Source organism: Glycomyces xiaoerkulensis (assembly GCF_002798405.1).
GTDB classification, from domain to species: domain Bacteria; phylum Actinomycetota; class Actinomycetes; order Mycobacteriales; family Micromonosporaceae; genus Glycomyces; species Glycomyces xiaoerkulensis.
The window spans coordinates 286,939-308,144 of sequence record NZ_PGGV01000016.1; the positions used below are offsets into that span (position 1 = coordinate 286,939).

General features: G+C 71.4%; 18 protein-coding genes and 1 pseudogene. 16 read left to right on the top strand and 3 right to left on the bottom strand.

What is annotated here, in order from left to right; genetic code table 11:
- Positions 1-56: 56 nt before the first annotated feature.
- The 5 genes from CUT39_RS07010 (at position 57) to CUT39_RS07030 (ending at position 4,372) form a co-directional block, all read left to right on the top strand.
- Positions 57-758: a GntR family transcriptional regulator gene (locus CUT39_RS07010; protein WP_100445242.1), complete on the top strand. Its 702-nt coding sequence runs from the start codon at positions 57-59 to the stop codon at positions 756-758.
- A gap of 15 nt (positions 759-773) precedes the next feature.
- Complete coding sequence (locus CUT39_RS07015) at positions 774-1,484, top strand: (Fe-S)-binding protein (protein WP_100445243.1); 711 nt, start codon at positions 774-776, stop codon at positions 1,482-1,484.
- Positions 1,481-2,863 (top strand): lactate utilization protein B, encoded by a 1,383-nt coding sequence (locus tag CUT39_RS07020; protein WP_100445244.1) that lies wholly within the window; start codon positions 1,481-1,483, stop codon positions 2,861-2,863. The genes CUT39_RS07015 and CUT39_RS07020 overlap by 4 nt, the downstream gene beginning before the upstream one ends.
- Positions 2,860-3,453 (top strand): LutC/YkgG family protein, encoded by a 594-nt coding sequence (locus CUT39_RS07025; RefSeq protein WP_198586931.1) that lies wholly within the window; start codon positions 2,860-2,862, stop codon positions 3,451-3,453. Before CUT39_RS07020 ends, CUT39_RS07025 begins: the two co-directional genes overlap by 4 nt.
- A gap of 259 nt (positions 3,454-3,712) precedes the next feature.
- On the top strand, positions 3,713-4,372 hold the full coding sequence (locus CUT39_RS07030) for a hypothetical protein (RefSeq protein WP_100445245.1): 660 nt from the start codon (positions 3,713-3,715) through the stop codon (positions 4,370-4,372).
- A 40-nt stretch (positions 4,373-4,412) separates the two neighbouring features.
- Here CUT39_RS07030 and CUT39_RS07035 read toward each other — a convergent pair whose 3' ends face one another.
- Positions 4,413-5,102, bottom strand: coding sequence for a glycosyltransferase family 2 protein (locus CUT39_RS07035; RefSeq protein ID WP_100445246.1), 690 nt, complete (start codon positions 5,100-5,102; stop codon positions 4,413-4,415).
- Between the two features lie 94 nt (positions 5,103-5,196).
- Between CUT39_RS07035 and CUT39_RS07040 the strand changes: the two genes are divergently transcribed.
- From CUT39_RS07040 to CUT39_RS07065, 6 genes are all read left to right on the top strand, one after another.
- On the top strand, positions 5,197-7,311 hold the full coding sequence (locus tag CUT39_RS07040) for a hypothetical protein (protein WP_100445247.1): 2,115 nt from the start codon (positions 5,197-5,199) through the stop codon (positions 7,309-7,311).
- A gap of 4 nt (positions 7,312-7,315) precedes the next feature.
- The gene (gene dcd / locus CUT39_RS07045) at positions 7,316-7,891 is read left to right on the top strand and encodes a dCTP deaminase (RefSeq protein WP_100445248.1); all 576 of its coding nucleotides are present in this window, start codon (positions 7,316-7,318) and stop codon (positions 7,889-7,891) included.
- Positions 7,879-8,736, top strand: a complete 858-nt coding sequence (locus CUT39_RS07050; RefSeq protein ID WP_232805644.1) for a mechanosensitive ion channel family protein — start codon at positions 7,879-7,881, stop codon at positions 8,734-8,736. Before dcd ends, CUT39_RS07050 begins: the two co-directional genes overlap by 13 nt.
- A 135-nt stretch (positions 8,737-8,871) precedes the next feature.
- Positions 8,872-10,044, top strand: a complete 1,173-nt coding sequence (locus CUT39_RS07055) for a mechanosensitive ion channel family protein (protein WP_100445250.1) — start codon at positions 8,872-8,874, stop codon at positions 10,042-10,044.
- Positions 10,045-10,145: 101 nt separating this feature from the next.
- Positions 10,146-10,691: a TetR/AcrR family transcriptional regulator gene (locus CUT39_RS07060; protein ID WP_408611118.1), complete on the top strand. Its 546-nt coding sequence runs from the start codon at positions 10,146-10,148 to the stop codon at positions 10,689-10,691.
- A 37-nt stretch (positions 10,692-10,728) separates the two neighbouring features.
- Entirely contained in the window at positions 10,729-11,634 is a 906-nt protein-coding gene (locus CUT39_RS07065) for a hydroxymethylglutaryl-CoA lyase (protein ID WP_100445252.1), read from the top strand.
- 119 nt (positions 11,635-11,753) lie between these two features.
- On the opposite strand, the gene CUT39_RS07070 is transcribed toward CUT39_RS07065, so the two are convergent.
- Entirely contained in the window at positions 11,754-12,338 is a 585-nt protein-coding gene (locus CUT39_RS07070; protein WP_100445253.1) for a hypothetical protein, read from the bottom strand.
- A 222-nt stretch (positions 12,339-12,560) separates the two neighbouring features.
- On the opposite strand from CUT39_RS07070, the gene CUT39_RS07075 reads away from it, so the two are divergent.
- The 3 genes from CUT39_RS07075 to CUT39_RS21705 are packed head-to-tail and all read left to right on the top strand — an operon-like array spanning position 12,561 to position 16,086.
- Entirely contained in the window at positions 12,561-15,359 is a 2,799-nt protein-coding gene (locus CUT39_RS07075; RefSeq protein ID WP_198586932.1) for an ATP-binding protein, read from the top strand.
- A gap of 54 nt (positions 15,360-15,413) precedes the next feature.
- The gene (locus CUT39_RS21700; protein ID WP_100445255.1) at positions 15,414-15,695 is read left to right on the top strand and encodes a type II toxin-antitoxin system Phd/YefM family antitoxin; all 282 of its coding nucleotides are present in this window, start codon (positions 15,414-15,416) and stop codon (positions 15,693-15,695) included.
- Positions 15,682-16,086, top strand: coding sequence for a type II toxin-antitoxin system VapC family toxin (locus CUT39_RS21705; RefSeq protein ID WP_100445256.1), 405 nt, complete (start codon positions 15,682-15,684; stop codon positions 16,084-16,086). Before CUT39_RS21700 ends, CUT39_RS21705 begins: the two co-directional genes overlap by 14 nt.
- Before the next feature lie 12 nt (positions 16,087-16,098).
- Here CUT39_RS21705 and CUT39_RS20190 read toward each other — a convergent pair.
- Positions 16,099-17,463, bottom strand: a pseudogene (locus tag CUT39_RS20190) (MFS transporter); the annotation flags it as partial.
- A gap of 173 nt (positions 17,464-17,636) precedes the next feature.
- On the opposite strand from CUT39_RS20190, the gene CUT39_RS07100 reads away from it, so the two are divergent.
- Together CUT39_RS07100 and CUT39_RS07105 are read left to right on the top strand one after the other, a co-directional pair.
- Positions 17,637-18,230, top strand: a complete 594-nt coding sequence (locus CUT39_RS07100) for an NADPH-dependent FMN reductase (RefSeq protein ID WP_100445257.1) — start codon at positions 17,637-17,639, stop codon at positions 18,228-18,230.
- A 126-nt stretch (positions 18,231-18,356) separates the two neighbouring features.
- A complete protein-coding gene (locus tag CUT39_RS07105; RefSeq protein ID WP_100445258.1) occupies positions 18,357-21,083 on the top strand; it encodes a helix-turn-helix transcriptional regulator in 2,727 nt (908 codons plus the stop codon).
- The last annotated feature ends 123 nt before the right edge of the window (positions 21,084-21,206 follow it).

A 21,206-nucleotide genomic window follows, 5' to 3' on the forward strand; every position in this document is an offset into this window, starting at 1 on the left:
GGGCGATCGGCGTGTGTGTCGAAGCGGTCTCGACGACATCCTATAGGATATATCCTATGGGAGAAGCACTGGTGTGGCCCGAGCGGCAGACGCTCGCCGATGAGGCGTACACCGAGCTGAAATCGCGGATCATGCAGAGCGGTCTCGAGCCCGGGGCGAAACTCAGCATCGACGGGTTGGCCAAGCGCCTCGAGATCTCGCAGACGCCGATCCGCGAGGCCCTGGCCCGCCTGGAGATCGAGGGCCTGGTGGAGCGCAGGCCCTTGAGCGGGTACAAGGTCACCTCCCTGCTGACCGAGGACGAGTTCGAGGACCTGTTCGACATGCGCGGGCTCCTCGAGCCCGTCGCCGCCGCTCGCGCCGCCGGGCGCGATCCGGACCGGCACGAGGGCGACCTCGAGCAGAACCTGCGGGCGCTGGCGCGCACCCCCGAGTTCAGCGCCGACGCCCCGCTGAGCCGGCTCGAGTTCACCGAGGCCGACAAGCGGTTCCACAACTGCGTCGGGCGGCTCAGCGGCAGCCGGATGCTGGCGCAGGCCATCGACCGCCTCGACGCCCACCTCCACCTCCACCGCTCCCACATCGGGTCGAAGGCGATCGAGGAGACCGAGGCCGAGCATCTGGCGATCGCGGAGGCTATCATCGAGCGGAAACCGCTTACAGCCGAGGAGGCGATGCGTCGCCACCTCAACGGCTCCCACGCGCGGCACGCCGCGGCCTTCGGCCGCGCCGACGCGGCCGTGGGGCCCCGGGAGTGAGGTGAACCGTACCCCTTGAACCGCATAGGTCTCTTCATCACCTGCGTCAACGACGCCCTCTATCCGGAGACGCCGAAAGCCGTCGTGACCGTGCTGGAGCGCCTGGGATACGAGGTCGACTTCCCGCAGGCGCAGACCTGCTGCGGCCAGATGCACGCCAACTCCGGCTACCGCGACCACGCCACCGGGCTCGCCCGCGGCTTCGAGCGCGCCTTCGGCGAATACGAGGCGATCGTGACCCCCTCGGGCTCGTGCGCCGCGATGGCCCGCGACCAGTACCCGGACCTCATCGGCGGCGGCATCGGCGCCCGCGTGTACGAGCTGTCGGAGTTCCTGATCGACCAGGCGGGCGTCGACGACGTCGGAGCCCGCTTCCCGCACACCGTCACCTACCACCCCACCTGCCACGGCACCCGCGCACTCGGCCTGGGCGACAAGCCGCTGCGCCTGCTCAGGGCCGTCGGCGGCATCGAGCTGATCGACCTGCCCGAGCCCGACCAGTGCTGCGGGTTCGGCGGCACCTTCGCGCTCAAGAACGCCGAGGTCTCCTCGGCGATGCTCGACGACAAGTGCCGCAACGCCGCCGGCACCGGCGCCGAATACCTGGCCGCGGCCGACAACTCGTGCCTGAGCCACATCGGCGGCGGCCTGTCCCGCGCCGCGCGCGCCAGCCGCGGCGTGCCGAAACCGATCCACTACGCCGAAATCCTTGCGAGCGCCCCATGAGCACCGCGTTCCCGAAGGCCGCCAAGGTCGCCCTCGGCATGCCGCAACTGAGGTCCAACCTCGCGCACGCCACCGGCGCCATCCGCGCCAAGCGCACCGACGTCGCCGGCGAGCTCGACGACTGGGAGGAGCTGCGCAGCACCGCGGCGGCGGTCAAGGCCGACGTCCAGCACCGCCTCCCCGAACTGGCGCTCGAATTCGAGCGCAACGCCCGGGCCGCCGGCGCCCGGGTGCACTGGGCGCGCGACGCCGCCGAGGCCAACCGGATCGCCGCGCGGATCACCTGCGAGGCCGGCGCCGACGAGGTGGTCAAGGTCAAGTCGATGGCCACCCAGGAGATCGAGCTGAACGAGCACTTCGAGGCCGAGGGTCTGGCGGCCTGGGAGACCGACCTGGCCGAGCTGATCGTGCAATTGGCCGAGGACCGGCCGAGCCACATCCTGGTCCCGGCGATCCACTACAACCGCACCGAGATCCGCGAGATCTTCAACGAGCGGATGCCCGACGCTCCCTCGGACCTGACCGACGACCCGGCCGCGCTCGCCGAGGCGGCCCGGCTGCATCTGCGCCGCCGCTTCCTGTCGGCGAAGGTCGCCGTCTCGGGCGCGAACTTCGCGATCGCCGAGTCGGGTGCGCTGGTCGTGGTCGAATCCGAGGGCAACGGCCGGATGTGCCTGACCATGCCCGAGACCCTCATCAGCGTCGTCGGGATCGAGAAGCTCCTGCCCCGCTTCGACGACCTCGAGGTGTTCATGCAGTTGCTGCCCCGGTCCTCGACCGGGGAGCGGATGAACCCGTACACCTCGGTCTGGACCGGTGCGACCGAGGGCGACGGCCCCGAGGACGTGCACATCATCCTGCTCGACAACGGCCGCAGCGGCGTCCTGGCCGACGAGGTCGGACGGCAGGCGCTGTCGTGCATCCGCTGCTCGGCGTGCCTGAACGTGTGCCCGGTGTACGAGCGCACCGGCGGCCACGCCTACGGCCACGTCTACCCCGGGCCGATCGGAGCCATCCTCGCCCCGCAGCTCGAACCGGGCGAGCACGACGACCTCCCGTACGCCTCGAGCCTGTGCGGGGCCTGCTACGAGGTCTGCCCGGTCAAGATCAACATCCCCGAGGTCCTGGTGCACCTGCGCCGGCAGGGGCCGCACGGCGCCGGGGAGCGGGCGGTCATGGGCGCGGCTCAGCGTGTGATGGCGCGCCCGCGGCTCTGGCGGGCGGCGCTGCGGGCGGCCCGGTTCCTCTCGCGGCCGTGGCGGGGGCGCGGACACGTGCGCCGGCTGCCGTGGCCGGGGTCGAAGTGGACCGGCAGCCGGGACATGAGCGTGCCGCCGCGGCTGAGCTTCAGAGACTGGTGGAAGGAGCGGGAGCGGTGAACGCCCGCGAGGAGATCCTGGCGCGGCTGCGCGAATCCCTGGAGGGCGCGGGCCCGGCGCCGGAGGTGCCGCGCGACTACCGGCGCGCGCTCGAACCCGGGACCGACGTGGTCGATCTGCTCATAGACCGCTTGGAGGACTACCGGGCCCGGGTCCACCGCGGCACCGGGGCGATCGCCGACGCGCTCGGCGACGCGAGGCGGGTGGTGGTCCCGGCCGACCTCCCCGCCGAATGGCGGACGGGTGGCGCGGAGTTCGTCGAGGACGACCGGCTGCCGACCGCCGATCTCGATGCGGCCGACGCGGTGCTGACCGGCTGCGCGGCGGCCGTGGCCGTCTCGGGGACGATCATGCTCGACGCCGGCCCCGCCCAGGGCCGGCGGGCGGTCAGCCTCGTGCCCGACCACCACGTGATCGTCGTCGAGCGCGAGCGGATCGTGGGCCACCTCGCCGAGGCGCTGCCCCGGCTGCACCGTTCCAATCCCCAGACCTGGATCTCGGGCCCCTCGGCCACCAGCGACATCGAGCTCCAGCGGGTGGAAGGGGTCCACGGCCCCCGGCGGCTCGATGTCGTGATTTCGGATGATTGAGACCCATTGCTGGTGAATTCGTGGCACTCAGCCCTATTAAATCGAAGTAGATCGATGTATTCTGAGTGCGACCGCGGGCGAACCCCGCGTTGACCGTCCGGCCGACACGCTGCCCGAGTCGCGGCCGCCGGCGCCTCCACTCCCCCCTCTCACGCCATGCCCGCGTCCGTGCACGGGGAGCACTCCGCATCGATTGGGAGCGCTCCAATGCACCGTCGCCGCGCCAGGGCCGCACCGCTCCCCGATGAAAGGAATCCCGATGCGCTCCCCCGACCACACCGCGGCCGTCCGCGCCGTCTTCGACCCCCGGGCCCGCCGACCGGAGGCCGGAACGATGCCGCCGCCGACACCGCGGAGCCTGCTGACCCACTGCCGCGACTACTACCGCGACCCGCTCTCGGCGCTGACCCTGCTGCTCATCAGCGCCGCCTACTGCTACGGGGCCGGCCTGGCGCTCTTCTGGTACCACTCGACCGCGCTCGAGAAGGGAGGCCCGCCGATTCCCTGGTACGTGCACTGGCTCCTCGACGACACCATCGCCTTCCTCACCCTGACCCCGGTGCTGGCGGTTACGCTGCCGTTCCTGACCGGCTGGTCGGTCCGGATCGCACGGCGGCGACGCGCCGGACCGCAGCGGCCCCGGCGGGCGTGGCCCTGGTTCGCACTGCTCACAGGGGTGGCGTTCGCGCTGGTCACCGCCCCCGGTCCGCTGGTCCACGACGCGCTGGTCGGGCGCGGCACGCCGCTGTCCGATGCCGCGACGCGCGCCTTCGGCGACCCGGCGCTCCAGATCGACCACGTCCACCACTACGGACCGGTCGCCCAGATGCTCCAGCAACTGGCCGTCGGGGCGGTCCTCTACCCGGTCTTCGCGGTGCTCACGGTCCTGGCCGTCCGCGGCGTCCTCCGTACGCGCTAGCACCCGGCCATCGGTCCGCGCGGCCGCGGTCCGAGAGCGCTCAGCGCCGCCGGAGGCGCTCCCTGCCGAGCAGCCAGAGGGCGTGGACGCCGTCGGACCAGGTGATCTTCTTGCCGTCCTCGCGGGTGCGGGCGGTGTAGGAGATCGGGACCTCGAAGGGCCGCACGCCGCGTCTGAGGAGCTTGGCGGTCAATTCCGCCTCCATGCCGAACCCCGCCGAGCGCACCCGCAGGTCCAGGTACAGCCTGCGCGGCATCAGCTTGTAGCAGGTCTCCAGGTCGGAGATATAGGAATTGAACAGGAGGTTGGCCGCGAGCGTGATGCCCTTATTGCCCATTACATACCAGAACGAATAGGCCGAATGGGAGCCGAACGAGCGCGAGCCGTACACCACCTCGGCCCGGCCGTCGAGCACCGGCGCCAAGAGCCGCGGCAGATCACTCGCCTCGTACTCGCCGTCCGCGTCGTACACCACCACGTAATCGCCCGAGGCGGACTCGGCCGCCGTGCGGATCGCGGCGCCCTTCCCCCGATTCCTGGTGTGGCGGATCAGCTTCACCCGGGGCTGATCGTCGAAGATCTGCAGCACCTGCCAGGAGCGGTCGCGCGATCCGTCGTCCACGACCACGATCTCGGTCTCGCAGGGGAACTCCACGCCCAGGAGGTCCTTCATCGTTCCGGCGGCGAGGTGCGCCTCATTGAATACCGGAACGAGAATCGACAACAACATTGCTGCTCCGTCCCCCGCGTCTGAACACGACTCGATTACCATAACGCCTCAACTCGGCGGCGGCATCGGCCGGAGGGTGAGGTTCAATGGAGCCGTGCTGCTCGTTCTGTGGCTCCTGGTCCTGCTGCCCGCGCTCGCCTATGCCCTCCGCCCCTTCGAAGGCTCCTTCGTCGCGCCGATGCGGCTGGCCGTCATCCGCGCCGCCGTCCTATTGGGCGCCTGGGCGATCGGCACCGTCGAACTCCTCTCGGCCCTCGGCGCCCTCGCGCCCGGCCCCCTGGCCGCCGCCTGGATCGCCGCCACCGCCGCCGTCGCTGCGGCCGTGGCCGCCCGCCTCCTGCGCGACGCCGCACCCGTCCGCGCCATCGGCGACCGCCTGCGCGGCGGACGCGGTGCCACCCGCCGCACCTGGCGGCGGACCCGGTCGGCCGCGGCCGCCGCCCCGGCCTGGCAGTGGGCGCTGGCCTGCATCATCGCCATCCTGCTCCTCAGCGCCGGAGTGCTCGCGGTCGCCGCCTCTCCGGGCAACTTCGACTCCCAGACCTACCACCTGCCCCGCATCGAGCACTGGGTCCAGAACGGCTCGGTCGCGCCCTACGCCACCGAGATCCACCGCCAGGTCGACATCAGCCCCGGCGCCGAATACCTCCTCACCCACCTGCGGCTCCTGACCGGCGGCGACGCCGCCTACAACCTGCTCCAGTACTTCGCCGCCATCGGCGCCGCCCTGGCCGCCTCCCGCCTGACCGCCCAGCTCGGCGGCGGCCCGATGGCCCAGGTCGCCACCGTCTTCCTCCTCGCCACCACCCCCGAGATCCTGCTCCAGGCCTCCAGCACCCAGGTCGACCTGGTCGCCGCCGCCTGGGTCGCCTGCCTGGCCACCCTCGTCCTCGACGAGTTCACCCGACCCGGCGAACACGGCGGCCCGGGCCTGCTCGGCGCGGGCCGCGGCGCGGCCGCACCGCCGCGCTCCGACGCGCTCTTCCTCGGCCTCGCGCTCGGCCTGATCGCCGTCACCAAGACCACCGGCCTGCTCGCCGCCGGCCCGCTCCTGCTGCTGTGGGGCATCGGTCGGCTCCGCCGCGACCGCCACCGCAGGCGGCGCTGCGCGTGCGGCCACGAGCCCGAGGAGTGCTCGCGCGACTTCATGCCGACCGCCCGAGTCGACCGGCTGCGCACCGTGCTCGCCTCGGTCGCCGTCATCGTCCTGGCGATCGCCCTGGTCGGGCCGTTCCTGGCCCGCATGCATTCGACGTTCGGGCACCCGCTCGGGCCGCCGGTGCTGCGCGACTCGGTCGGCACCGAGACCGCCGATCCCCGCCTGTTGGCCGTCAACGGGCTGCGCATCGCCCACACCGCCCTCGACACCCCGATCCGGCCGCTCGCCGACGCTCTCGCCTCCGGCGTGGACGGATTTGCCGACCTGGTCGGCGTCGAGGTCAACGACCCGGCCGTCACTTTCGAAGGCACGGCGTTCCCGGTCCCGGCCTGGTATCCCGACGAGGACCGGGCCGCGTTCCCGCTGACCGCGCTGGCCGTCCTGGCAGGGCTGGCCCGGTTCCTGTGGCAGGGCCCGGGCCTGCGGCGCGCCTACGCCTCGGCGCTGGTGGCGGCGTTCGTCCTGCTGGCGGCCACCGTCGCTTGGCAGCCGTGGATCAACCGCCTGGTGATGTTCCTGGTCGTCCTCGCCGCCCCCGCCGGGGGCATCCTGCTGGCCGTCCTCTCCCGCGGCCTGTACCGGCGCCGGCGCCGGGTCATCGCCTGCGGCCTGGTCTCGGTCTTCGCCGTCACCGCCGCCCTGGCGGGACTGCTGACGGTCGCCTACGGGTATCCGCGCCGCCTGACCGGCGCCTGGTCGGTGTTCACCATCGACGATCGGGAGGAGCAGTTCGTCCGCCGGCTCGAATGGCTCCCGCAGTACGAGGAGGCGGCCGCGGCCGTGGCCGGCTCCGGCGTGGAGACGGTCGGCCTCGTCCAGGGCAACGACTCCTGGGAGTACCCGTGGTGGATCCTGCTGCCCGACGAGGTCGAGCTGGTGGCGCTCCGGTCGGTCGTCCCCGGCCGTCCCGGAGCCGAGGTGAGCGAGGTCGACGCCGTCGTCTGCGCCGAAGAGATCGACGATTGCGACGCGATCGTCCCGGACGACTGGGACCTGGTCGAGCTGGGGACCGTGGCCTACGCGGTACGGCCGGACGAGGCGTTAGCCTGAGGCCATGCTGCTAAGCGACCGCGACATCGCCGGCGCCGTCAAGGCCGGGCGGCTCGGCATCGAGCCGTTCGAGCCCGAGCTGATCCAGCCCTCGAGCGTCGACGTGCGTCTGGACCGGCGCTTCCGGGTGTTCAACAATCAGAAGTACACCCACATCGACCCCGCGGAACGCCAGGACGAGCTCACCGAATCGGCGGAGGTCGCCCCGGACCAACCGTTCGTGCTGCACCCCGGGGAATTCGTGCTCGCCTCGACCTTGGAGATATTCACGCTGCCCGAGGATCTGGCCGCGCGCCTCGAGGGCAAGTCGAGCCTCGGCCGCCTGGGGCTGCTGACCCACTCGACGGCCGGATTCATCGATCCCGGTTTCTCCGGGCACGTCACTCTGGAACTGTCCAACGTCGCGAATCTGCCGATCACCCTGTGGCCGGGAATGAAGATCGGGCAGTTGTGCGTTTTCAGGCTGTCGTCCCCGGCCGAGCACCCTTACGGTTCGAGCGTGAATGCGTCTCGTTATCAGGGCCAGCGCGGTCCGACTCCGAGTAAATCCTGGAAAAGCTGGCGCGTTTGGCCCACCTGATCGAGCGACATTTATCGGAAAGTCGACGGAGTCGCCGATTGTTGTCTTATTCTGCGCTCATGGATATTATGCAGAGCCTCCAGAATGCATTCGACGACATCGTGCAATTCGTGCCCAGAGCCCTCGCGTTCCTTGCCATCCTGCTCATCGGCTGGTTCATCGCAAAATGGATCGGCAAGTTGGTGGGCAAGCTACTGGCCAAGGTCGGGCTCGACCGGCTCGGCGAGAGGTCCGGCCTGCGACGCTTCACCGGCAGTTACGAGATGAGTGGGCTGTTCGGCAAGCTGATCTACTACATGCTGCTGCTGTTCGTGCTGCAGGTGGCGTTCGGCTCCTTCGGGCCCAACCCGGTGTCGGAGCTGCTGACGGCCCTGGTCGCCTGGCTGCCGAGCCTGTTCGTCGCGATCCTGATCCTGGTGGTGGCCTTCGCGGTCGCCAATGCGGTGTTCGGTCTGATCAGCGGCGTGCTCTCGGAAACGGCCTACGGCAAGACGCTCGCGCGGATCGCCCAGGTCGCGATCATCTTCATCGGCGCCGTGGCCGCGACCGGCCAGGCCGGCATCGCCGACACCGTCACCGAGCCGATCATGTGGACCGTGTTCGCCTCGATCGCCGGAGTGATCATCGTCGGCGTCGGCGGCGGCCTCATCGGCCCGATGCGCGATCGCTGGGAGCGGATGCTCAGCAGCGCCGAGACCGAGACCGCCCGTGCCAAGGAGTCCGTCTCCAGCCGGCAGCAGCCCGCCGATCCCATGGGGCAGAGCTATTCCTCGGGCCGCTACGGCTCGGGCACCGACGCCCAGACCGAGGCCAGGTCCGAGACCGGCCGCTCGGAACAGCCGTAATGACCTTACGGCGCAAGAAGAATCGAATTCCGCTGCTCGACCGCCGGCCGTATTCCGGGAAACCGGAATACGGCCGGTTCCATTCGGCGGCCCCGTGATGAGTGCATCTCATGCGCGGACCTATAACCTGTCTCCATGCGCAACCTCGACCCCTGGATGATGATCATCGCGGTGGCGTTCCTCTCCGCCCTGGTAGTGAGCCTCGCCCGCCTTCTGGTGAAATGGCTGCTGCTGCGCCACGCCTCCCAGGGCTGGTCGGAATTGATCGGAAAGGCCCTGCGCCCGGCCCAGGTCATGGCCGCCACCGGCGGCGTCCAGATCCTGCTGTTCGTCCAGCAGGACGAATCGGGCTGGGGCGGAGGCGAGGACGGATGGAACGCCGACCTCAGCCAGGGGCTGCTGTTCGGCACCGTCGCCAGCGGCGCGTGGCTCGTGTCCAACCTGCTCAGCGCCGCCAAGAGTCCGGTGCAGGACCGCTGGGGCTCCCTCCAGCAGGACGATGTGGACGGCCGCAAGCGCCGGACGCAGGTCATCGTCCTCTACCGGCTCATCTCGGCCGGAGTGTGGCTGGTCGCGGTCGGCATCGTCCTGTTCAACATCCCCGAGCTGAAGGCCCTGGGCACCACCATGCTCGGCGCCGCCGGCGTCGCCGGTGTCGTCGCCGCCCTGGCCGCCCAGGCGATGCTGTCGAACGTGTTCGCCGGCATGGCGCTCGCGTTCGGCGACGCGCTGCGGCTCGAGGACGTGGTGGTCATCGAGGGCGAATGGGGGCGCATCGAGGAGATCACCCTGTCGTACGTGGTCGTCCGGATCTGGGACGAGCGCCGCATGGTCATGCCGACCTCTTATTTCAAGGACAAGCCCTACGTCAACTGGACCCGCAACAATCCCGCGGTCCTGGGGACGATCTCGATCGACGTCGACTGGCGGCTGCCGGTCACCGAGGCGCGCGCTGAACTGCGGCGCTTCCTGACGGTCAACCCGCTCTGGGACGGACGCTACTCCGGGATCGACGTGATCGACGCGGTCGGCCCCTACATGCGCATCCGCCTGACCATCTCGGCGGAGAACCCCTCCAACCAGTGGAGCCTGCGCTGCGAGGTGCGCGAACACCTCATCGCCTGGATCGTCAAGGAATACCCGCACTGCATCCCCCGCATGCGCGTCAACTCCTACCAGTCGATCATGGACGTGCGCAACGGGAACTTCGCGCTCGCCGAGGCCGACACCGAGAACGCGGAGATGCAGGGCGAAATCCAGAACCTGCTCAGCGACAGCCCCGTCGAACAGCGGAGGCCCTCCGACTGAACGGTACCCTGGAGCTGGTGAACTTCGAACCAGACGATGCCGTCGGACGGCTCGCCGGCTTCGCCGCAGGCGGCCGCGCCGGCTCCAAGCGCCGCCGCGAGATCCTCGACGTCGCGGTGAAACTCCTGGCCAAACACGGGTACCACGGGGTCTCAATGGACGACATCGGGGCCGCGGCGAACATCACCGGCCCCGCCCTCTACCACCACTTCAAGGGCGGCAAGGAGCAGATGCTCGCCGACGCCCTCATCCCGGTCTCCGAGCGCCTGCTCACCGGCGGCCGCCACTACGCCTCCCTCCACTCGGCCGACCCCCGGGCCGCGCTCGAGGCCCTGGTCGACTTCCACCTGGCGGTCACCGTCGACTCCCCCGAGATCGTCATCCTCCACCTGCACGAGCTGGACCGGCTCCCCGAGGAGCCCCGCCGCGAGGTCCGCAAGCTGCAGCGGCTCTACGTCGAGGAATGGGTGCGGGTGCTGTGCGAGCTGACCGACGGCCTCAAGCCCCAGCAGGCGCGGGTGCTCGCGCACGGGGCGTTCGGCCTGATGAACTCCACCCCGTTCCTGGCCCTGGGCGACCAGGTCGGCCCCGACGAGGTCAGGGACCTGCTTCGCGAGGCCGCGCTCCGCTCGCTCGCTCCCGGATAGTGGGATAGCATGGGCTGAGTCGAAGGGAGGGACGCCCGTGCACCGCCCCGATCGCGTCTCGCTGCGGGAGGTCGCCCCGCGCGACGGCCTCCAGAACGAACCGCCCGTGCCCACCGCCGACAAGGTCCGCCTGATCGACGCTCTGGCGCGCACCGGACTGGCCCGCATCGAAACGGTGAGCTTCGTCCACCCGGGGGCGGTGCCGCAGATGGCCGACGCCGACGAGGTGTGGCGGTCGGTCGAGCGCCACCCGGGCATCCACTACAGCGCGCTCGCCCCGAACCTCAAGGGCGTCCACCGGGCCCTCGAGGCCGGATTCAACGCCGTCGAAGTCGTGGTCTCGGCCTCGGATACCCACAACCGGGCCAACGTGGGCCGCTCGACCGACGACTCGCTCACCGAACTGCGCGACATCGTCCAGCTCGCCCACGAACACCTGGCCGGAGTCGAGGCGATCATCGCGACCAGCTTCGGCTGCCCCTTCGAGGGCGACGTCGACCCGGCGCGAGTGGCCGGCATCGTCGACCGGGCCGCCGAGGCCGGGGCCGACCGCGTCGCATTCGGCGACACCACCGGCATGGCCACCCCCAGGAGGGTGACCGACCTGCTGGACGCGGTCGAGACCGACCTGCCGATGCTGATGCACTTCCACGACACCCGCGGTACCGCCCTGGCGAACCTGCTGACGGCGATGGACCGCGGCGTCACCGAGTTCGACGCCAGCGTCGGCGGCCTCGGCGGCTGCCCCTTCGCCCCCGGAGCCACCGGGAACGTCGCCACCGAAGCGGTCGTCCACATGCTCCACGACATGGGCGTCGAGACCGGCGTCGACCTCGAGGCACTGCTCGAAGTGGCGGGACTGGCCCAGGACATCATGGGCCGCGAACTCGAATCCGGCCTCCTGCGAGCGGGCCCGAGAACACGCCTGACCCAGCGCCCGTGAAACCGAAACGGGGCCCGGGTGTCTCGAACCTCACCCAGGCCCCGAGCCGGGCGCCGGCCACAGGATGGATGGCGAATCGGCGCCCGTACAGCCGGGCAAACCTCCGAATACCCGGCAGCTCACTCCGGCGGGGCGTGCTCGGCGAACTTCCACGCCGCCAGCCCCGCCGCCACCACGACCAGCCCGAACACGCCCCGCCAGCCGAAAGCCGGCAGCGCCGCCAGCGCCCCTGCACCGGCCCCGACCCCGGCCAGCGCCGCCAGCGCCGACAGCGCCACCGAACCGGTCCCGTCCCCGACCCGCGCGGCCACCAGCACCCGGCCCGCGATCGCGATCACCAGCCCGGCCGCGACTCCCATCGGCAGGGACACGACCAGCAGGAACGCGAAACTCGGCGCCAGCGCGACCGCGGCCGCCGACAGCGTCAACCCGGCCAGGGCCGCCGACCCGCTGTACCGGGCCCGGCCGACCGGCCCGGCCTGGCGCGTGGCGTTGGCCGCGGCCGCCAGCCCGAGCGCGTACACGCCCAACGGCCACAGCCGGGATCCGCCGGCGGCCCCGAAGGCCGCGCTCGCGTCGGTCACCAGGAAGGCGAGCACGGCCGCCGATGCGAAGGCGGCCGCCTGCGCGTAAGCGGCCGACGCGACCGGCACCCAGCCGATCGCGTCGGCCGTCGTGTGCTTCGAACGAGCGGTGGTTTCCATGGCCCCGAAGCTATGGCGGCCCGCCCGCGCGGGAGTAGGTCGATCGACTGGTGCGGATGACTGGGAATCGGCCGGTCGCCGAGCCAAGTCGGGCCCGCCCCGGCAGACCCCAGTCGAATGACGGATGCGTCCCCACCGGTCCGCGGTTACCCTGGTGGGAGCCCTGTCGCGACGAGGACTGGAGTCGACGTGAAGTCCACCGCCCGCCCCGCAATCGGGGTCATGACGAGCAAAGCCGCGGTGGAATGCCGAGTCGACGGCACGGCCCCCACCTACTGCGACGCGCCGAACCACGCCTCCCGCACCGTCCTGTACGGACGCGATGCGGAGGTCGACGCCGTCCAGGCCCGGCTCGACGGTGCCCGCCTCGGCCACGGCGGCGCGCTGGTGGTCCGGGGCGAACCGGGCATCGGCAAATCCGCGATCGTCGACGCCATGGTCGACCGCGCCGACGGGTTCACCGTCCTGCGCACCCTCGGCGTCGAGGCCGAGCACACCTGGTCGTACGCCGGTCTGCAGATGCTGCTGCACCCCCTGCTCGACCGCATCGACAACCTCCCGGCCGCCCAGGCCGAGGCCCTGCGCACCGCGCTCGGCATGGGCGACGGCGCCGGCCGCGCCCAGCGCCTCCAGGTCGGCCTGGCGGTGCTGAACCTGCTGGTGGACGCCTCGGCGCAGCGCCCGGTGTACGTGGTGATCGACGACGCCCACTGGCTGGACTGCGACTCCACCGACGCGCTCCTGTTCGCCGCCCGGCGCCTGACCACCGAGTCGGTCGCGATGGTCATGGTCGTCCGCGACGGCTTCGCCCCGGTCTTCCCCGCCCCCGGCATCGCCGAACTCACGCTCGGCCCGCTCGACGCCGAAGCCTCCCAGGCCCTGCTGGACACCCGCGCCGACGCCGTGCCGTTCACCAGCCGGGACTGGATCCTCCGCCTCGCCGAGGGCAACCCGCTCGCGCTCCTCGAGCTCCCGGTCGCCGACCACGAGGACCCGATGCACCGCCCCGAGGCCTCCAACAGCCGCTACACCACCACCTCGCGAATCAAGCAGGCGTTCACCGAGCGGATCATCGCCCTCCCCGAGAGCACCCGCACCATCATGCTGGTCGCCGCCGCCGAGGAGACCGGCGAGACGGCCGTGATCACCGAGGCCGCCGCGCGGCTCGGCGCGAACCTGTCCGACCTGGAGCCCGCCGAGATCGACGACCTGGTCCGCTACCACATGGGGCGCATCGAGTTCGTCCACCCGCTGATCCGTTCGGCCGCCTACCACTCGGCGCCGCGGACCCGCCGCATCGACGCCCACCGGGCCCTGTCCGAGGCGTTCGGCGAGGGCGACATCCGCCACGCCCGCCACCTGGCCGCGGCCACCACCGGCCCCGACGAGAAGGCCGCCGCCGCACTCGAATCGATCGCGTCCTATGAGGCCGAACGCGGCGGATGCGTAGCGGAGATGGCCGCGCTCGAACGGTCGGCGTCCTTCACCCCGGAGGCTGAGGAGCGCGCCCGCCGCCTGGTCGAGGCCTCCCACACCGCCTACGCCGCCGGCCTGGTCGAGAAGGCCCTGGAGCTGGCCGAGAAGGCCGAGCGGCTCACCGAGGACCACGTGCTGCTGGCGCGGACCGCGCTCATCCGGGCCACCATCCTGTCGTGGGCCGGGGACGCGGGCGCGTTCGAGGTGTGGATGGAGTCGGCCGAGCACTACGCGGTGACCGGCCACGAGAACACCGGCTACCCGCTGCTGCGCGGGGTGTGGAACGCGTGGGAGACCGGCGATTTCGCGAAGGTCGAGTACGCGAACGAGCTGGCCACCCGCTTCGGCGGCTCGAACAACACTTGGGCCAAGCGCCTCGCCCGCGCCGCCGCCGGGCTGAACCGGCGCCCGTGGGTGACCGCCGGGGAGGCCGTGGACGCCCTGCGGAGCCTCTACGACTACTACCAGCCGCTCCACGACGACTTCCGCCGCTTCGACCAGGTGCTGGCCGCGCGCTGGCGGCTGCTGGCCGGGGACGTGCCGGCCGCGCACCTGACCGCGAGCGAGAAGGTCCGCGACTGCCGCGAGGCGGGCGCGACGAGCCCGCTCATCCAGGCGCTGCTGGTGCAGGCGCAGACGCAGTTGCATTACGGCCGCTACGCGGACGCGCAGGCGGCGGCGACCAGCGTGATCGAGCTGGCTGCGGAGACGAACGACCGCCGGGCGCTCATGCAGGGCCGCGTCTGGGTGCTGCTACCGATCGCGGCGATCCGCGGCGAGGAGCGGCGATGCCGCGAGCTGATCGCCGCCGCGATCGAGGACGCCCCGGAGGATTCGGTGATCCCGGCCGACACGTCGCTGGGGCTGCTCGATCTCGGGCTGGGCCGGTACGAGGCCGCGTTCGACCGGCTGCACCGCCTGGTCGAGGGTTCGACGCCGATGGAGCTGCTCACGCAGGTGCCGACGCTGGTGGAGACCGCCTTCCGGGCCGGCCGGGCCGAGGAGGTCAAGGAGGCGTTCGGCTGGTTCGCCGACTGGGCCGACGCGACCGGGCGCCCTTACTGGGAGGCGCTGGTGGAGCGGTGCCGCGGGCTGCTGGATGCCGACGCGGAGGCGGGCGCGCACTTCGCGCGGGCGGTGGAGCTGCACCACGCCGACGACATCGACCCGTTCGAGCGGGCGCGCACCGAGCTGGTGTTCGGCGAGTGGCTGCGGCGCGAGCGCCGGATCAACGAGGCCCGGGCGCATCTGCGCGAGGCGACCGAGGTCTTCGAGCGGCTGGGCGCGAACCCGTGGACCGAGCGGGCGCAGGGCGAGCTGCGTGCGGCCGGGGACTCGACGGCGATCAAGACCGGCCCGGACCTGGCCGAGCGGCTGACCCCGCAGGAGCTGCAGGTAGTGCGGCTGGCCGCCGAGGGCCTGACCAACCGCCAGATCGGCGAGCAGTTGTTCGTCAGCCCGAGGACGGTGGGCTACCACCTCTACAACGCCTACCCGAAGCTCGGGGTCTCCTCCAGGACCGAACTGGCCAAGCTCAACCTGTAGGTGCGGACCGTCGCCCGGTAGCCCCACGTGTCCCGCGGTGCTATCGTACTCCGTATGGAGACGATCACCCAGCGCGAATTCCGCAACAACTCTGCGGCCGTGATGACTGCCGTTGAGAACGGGGAAACCTACGTCATCACGCGGAACGGTATCGAGGTGGCGGAGGTGCGCCCTCGCAGTCGGCGCCGGAAGGTCTCCTCCGCGGAACTGATGGAGCGGCACCGGAGGCTCCCTCCGGTCGACTACGCGGAGATGCGCAGAGAAGCCGACGAATTCTTCGGCGAGAACCGAGTCGGTGACGACGACCCCTGGGAGCGGGCCGATGCACGAGACTGAGCCTCGAGGAGTGCTCGACACCTGCGTGTACATCGACCTTCAGGACGTCGAACTGGATCTGCTTCCCGACGTCCCCGAACTGACCGCCGTCACTATGACCGAACTGCACCAAGGCATTGCGATGGCGAGGTCGTCCTCGCAGCGCGCGGTGCGTCTGGAGAAACTCAGCGCCGCGGTCGCTGACTTCGAACCGTTGCCGTACGACGGTGAGGCCGCGAGTCGATTCGGCACCCTTGCGGCACTTGTGCTGTCGCAGGGCCGGTCTCCGAAGCCGCGCCAAATGGATCTGATGATCGCGGCGATCGCTTCGGTTCACGAGATCCCGCTCTACACCCGGAATCCGGATGACTTCCTCGGCCTGGAATCGACACTTCGGGTCGTCGCCGTATAACGGGCGACCGCTTCGAGTGCGGGACCGCCACGGTTTCGTAGTAGCCATGGCGGCTGCTCCCAGCAGCATGGTCGCGGCGACGGTCCAAGCCGAGAGCCGGTACCCGTCGATCGCCGTCGCCCCCAGGCCCCAGGCCAGCGCCGCCAGGACCGGTCCCAGCGAGGTGCCGATCGTGCGGGTGGTGGCCATGAACGCCCCGGCCGTGCCCGACTGGTCCTTCGGAGCGGTGGCGAGCAGATAAGTGTTCATCGGGGTGTTGAACACGCCGAAGGCCAGGCCGATCGCCGCGATCCGGACGCCGATGCCCGCCGGGGAGGTCGACTCGTCGACCAGCAGGAGCGGGACGATCCCGGCCAGGAGCAGGCCCGCCCCGCCCAGTGAGACGCGCCCGGCCCCGAACCGGTCGGCCAGCCAGCCCGAGACGGGCGTCATGACCGCCAGGCCCCCGACGAAGGCCAGCAGCACGGTGCTGACCAGGTCCGGACTGACCCCGTGGACGTCGGTGAGCAGGAACGGCAGGCTGAAGTTCAGCAGGCCGGTCAACGCGGACATGAGCGTCAGGCTCAGCAGCGCACCGGCCATCGCCGGGTTCCGCAGCATCGCCACGGTCGGCGCCGAGTCGGGCCGACGGACCCACACGGCCCCCAGCGCGACGCTGGCTGCCAGCGCCGCGAGCGCGATCCACGGGGCCCGGTCGAGGTATTCGAACGCCAGCAGGAACGTGAAGATCGCGCCGCCGGAGGTCGCCAGGTCGATCAGGATCGTCCGGTCCACCCGCGGCAGGCCGGTGCCGTTGCTCGGCACCGTCGCCCGCAGGGCGATGACGGCGCCGGCCCCGGCGACGGCGAAGATCCAGAACAGCCCCCGCCAGTCGAAGGCGGCGACGATGAAGCCGCCGAGGGCGATCATGCCCATGCCGCCGATGGTCATCATCAGGGTGATCGCCGACATCGCGCGGCCGCGCTGCGTTTCGATCGAGCAGGTCACCACGATCCGGCCGGTCATCCCGAACAGCAGCCCTCCCAGCAGCCCTTGGGCGGCTCTGGCCGCGACCAGGGCCGCGAAGTTCGGTGCCAGAGCGGCCGCGGCGGAGAAGACGGTGAGGCCGCCGATCGAGAACACCGCGACCGCGCGGAGGTCGGCGCGGTCGGCCAGCCGCCCGGCGGCGATGGCGACCGCGCCCATCGGCAGTGCGTAGGCCAGCAGGACCCAGGCGGTGGCGGCCTCGCTGACGCCGAGGGCGGTGCGGATCGGCGGGAGCCCCACCGCGACGCCGGACATGCCGCCGGCGACGACGAGCTGGGCGAAGCCGACGGCGAGGATCGTCCCCCACCGGGTGCGCTCGGCCTCCGGGGCCGGGTCGAGTGTGTTCGTCATGGTCCCGAACGTACGGACGGGCCGACGCGTGCGGCATCCGTCGACCGACTGGCTCAGCCCGGCGGGGCCGACTGGACCGGTCGGCCGCCGGTCGGCCGACGGATGCGCCTCCAGTCGGTCCGTCCGTAGCTTCGTTCCCGAACCCGTACCGAACCGATGAAAGTTGGAACGACATGTCAGAGAGGCTGAAGCTGGCCGTCATCATCGGCTCGACGCGCGAGGGCCGCTGGGGCCCGGTGCCGTCCGAGTGGATCGCCGAGCAGGCGGAGGCGCACGGGGACTTCGAGGTCGACCTGGTGGACCTGCGCGAGGCGGGCCTGCCGCAGTACCTGGGCGAGCGGGACATGTGGGCGACGCCGGAGCGGCCTTCCGAGCCGGTCGCCGGCCTGGGCGAACGCCTGCACCGGGCCGACGCCTTCGTGGTCGTGACTCCCGAGTACAACCACTCCTACCCGGCCCAGTTGAAGCACGCCATCGACTACTTCATGCACGAGTGGCACGCCAAGCCGGTGGGGCTGATCTCGTACGGCGCCGGATCCGGGGGCGTGCGCGCGGTCGAGCACCTGCGGCAGATCTTCCCCGAGGTGCGCGCCATGACGATCCGGCATTCGCTGGCCTTCCCGATGTACTGGGAGAAGCTCGATGAGAACGGCGAGTTCACCGGGTTCGCCGACTCGGAGCCGTTCGCCAAGGCGTTCCTCGACGAGCTCCGGTGGTGGGCGCGGGCGCTGGTCAGTGCCCGCAAGGAGGCCCCGCTGCCGGCGTGAGGGGGCGGTCCGGCGCCGCCGCGCCGGACCGCCGGCCTTCGGCGGCGCCGCGGCAGCGGCACCGAGAAGGTCCGACCTGGGATTCGGGGGGTTCTGCGGCCTTTGCGCAGAGCTAGGCTTGGAGCCATGCTGCACGGACGCGCCGCCGAGACCGCCGCCCTCGAGTCCCTTCTCGACGACGCACGCGCATCGCGCGGTGCCGCGCTGGTGGTCCGCGGCGAGGCCGGCATCGGCAAGTCGAGCCTGATCGACTCCGCCGCCGATTCCGCCGGGGACTTCAACGTGCTGCGCTGCGTCGGGGTCGAGAGCGAGACCACCTGGTCGTTCGCGGGCCTCCAGGCCCTCCTCCATCCGCTCGCCGGCCACCTCGACGCCCTCCCCGAACCCCAGGCCCGGACCCTGCGCATCCTCCTGGGCCTGATCGAAATCCCCAAAGGGCAGGCCCGTCCCGGCAGCGACCGCTTCGCCGTGGGTCTGGCCGTGCTCGGCCTCCTCTCCGAGGCCGCCGACGACCGCCCCGTCCTCTGCATCGTCGACGACGCCCACTGGCTCGACCGCGATTCCGCCGACGTCCTCCTCTTCACCGCCCGCCGCCTCGCCGCCGAACGCGTCGCCATGGTCTTCGTCGCCCGCGACGGCTACGCCCCCGACTTCCCCGCCCCGGGCCTGGACGAGCTCAACCTCGGCCCCCTCGGCGAAGACGCCTCCACCGACCTGCTCGGCAAGCGCATGACCGGTCTGTCGCCCTCCACCCGCGAACGCATCCTCCAAGCCGCCCAAGGCAACCCGCTCGCGCTCCTCGAACTGCCGCCGGTCGAGACCGACCCTCGCCTGGCCGCGGCCTTCCCCGGCCACCGCCGCTCCACCACCGTCCGCCTCAAGCAGACCTTCACCGACCGCATCGAGCGCCTGCCGGAGGCCACCCGTACCCTCCTGCTCCTGGTGGCCGCCGAAGACTCCGGCGACAGCGGACTCATCCTCGCCGCCGCAGAGAAACTCGGCTCCACCCTCGCCGATCTCGCCCCCGCCGAAGCCGACGACCTCATCCGGCACCACCAGGGCCGCTTCGAATTCGGCCACCCCCTCATCCGCAACGCCGCCTACCGGAGCGCGCCGAGCTACCGCCGCCTGGAGGCGCACCGGACCCTCGCCGAGTCCTACGCCCCCGAGGACCACCGTCGCTATTTCCACCTCGCCGCCGCCGCGACCGGGCCCGACGAGCAGATCGCCGAGAACCTGGAGGTCGCGGCCGAATGCGCCGCCGGGTGCGGCGGACACTCGGTCGAATACTCCATCTTCGAGCGCGCCGCCTCCTTCAGCCCGGAAGGCTCCCAGAAAGGCCGCCGCCTGATGCGCGCGGCCGAAGCCGCCCTGACCGCCGGCAACGGCCCGAAGGCCGCCGAACTGGCCTTCCAGGTCGGCCGCTTCACCGGCGACCGGACCGTCCTCGGGCGCGCCTACACCGTCGCCGCCTCGGTCGCCTCCTGGAGCGGCGACGGCCGCGAGGCCTACCGGCTGTGGATGGAGGCCGCCGACCATTTCATGGCCGGGCGGCACGAAGCGGCGGGATACCCGCTGTTCCGCGCCGTCGAGCTGGCCTGGCAGAGCGGCGACTTCTCCCGCGCCGAAGTGGCCGCCGAGCACGCCGAACGCCTCGGCCTCGACCATGCGCCGCTGGTCCGCGACCTCGCGATCGCCTCGGCCGGATTCAACCGCTCGTGCTCGGTCACCGTCGCCGAAGGCGTGGACTCCCTGCGCCGCCTCATCGACGTGCACCTGGGATTCCAGAGCCAGAACTCGCTGTCCAACCGTGCCATGATGATCTGGTGGCACACCATGATCGGGGACATGGCCGCCGCCGAACGCGACGCCGCCGACCTCGTGCGCGAGTGCCGCGAGATCGGCGCCTCCGGCCCGCTGCCGAGGGTCCTCGTCCTCAACGGCATCACCGAGTTCCACCGGGGGCGCTGGCGGGAGGCCGAAGCCCTCGCCGACCGCGCCGTCGACATCTCCGACGAACTGGGCCAGAGGATCTGGCCGGTGCGGGCCCGCGCCCACGTGCTCGCCCCGATCGCCGCGCTGCGCGGCGACGAAACCCGCGCCCGCGACATCATCGAGCGGGCCACCGACGGCGCCCCGGAAACGTCGGTCTCCACCGACACGGCGCTGGCGCTGCTGGACTTCAGCTCCGGCCGCTACGGGAACGCGCTCGAGCGGTACCTGGCCCACCTCGATTCGCAGGCGCCAGGGGACGCCCTCACGCACGTGCCGGTCGTGGTCGAGGCGGCCGTGCGCGCGGGCCGTCCCGAACGGATCGGCGACGCCTGGTCCTGGTTCCAGACCTGGGCCGCGGCGACCGGGAAGCCGCATTGGGCGGCGATGGTCGAGCGCTGTCGGGGGCTGCTGTCGGACGAGGCCGACTCGGGCAAGCACTTCGAGCGCGCCGCCGACCTGCACCGCGAAGACGACCCGTTCCCGTTCGAGACGGCCAGGACCGACCTGCTGCTCGGCGAATGGCTCAGGCGCGCCAGAAGAGTCAACGAGGCCAAGGCGCGGCTGCGCACGGCCGCGGAGGTGTTCGAGCGGCTGGGCGCGAAACCGTGGGCCGACAGGGTCCGCCGCGAGCTCCGAGCGGCCGGGGACTCCGGCCCGATCGAGGCCGAGCCCGACCTGTCCGAGCGGCTGACACCCCAGGAGCTGCAGGTGGTGAAGCTCGCCGCCGCGGGTCTGAGCAACCGCGAGATCGGCGAGCAGCTCTACCTCAGCCCGCGCACGGCCGGATACCACCTGTACAAGGCCTACCCCAAACTCGGCGTCGCCTCGAGGAACGACCTGGTGAAGCTCGGCCTCTAGGCGCACCGACGCCCGAGTCGGGAACGATTCGGACTTCGACCTCCCCAGGTCACATCGTGTCGCAGCGCCCGCGGCCGCCCGTCCATGGCCGGGTTGACGCCACCGACTAGGTTTCTTGACCAG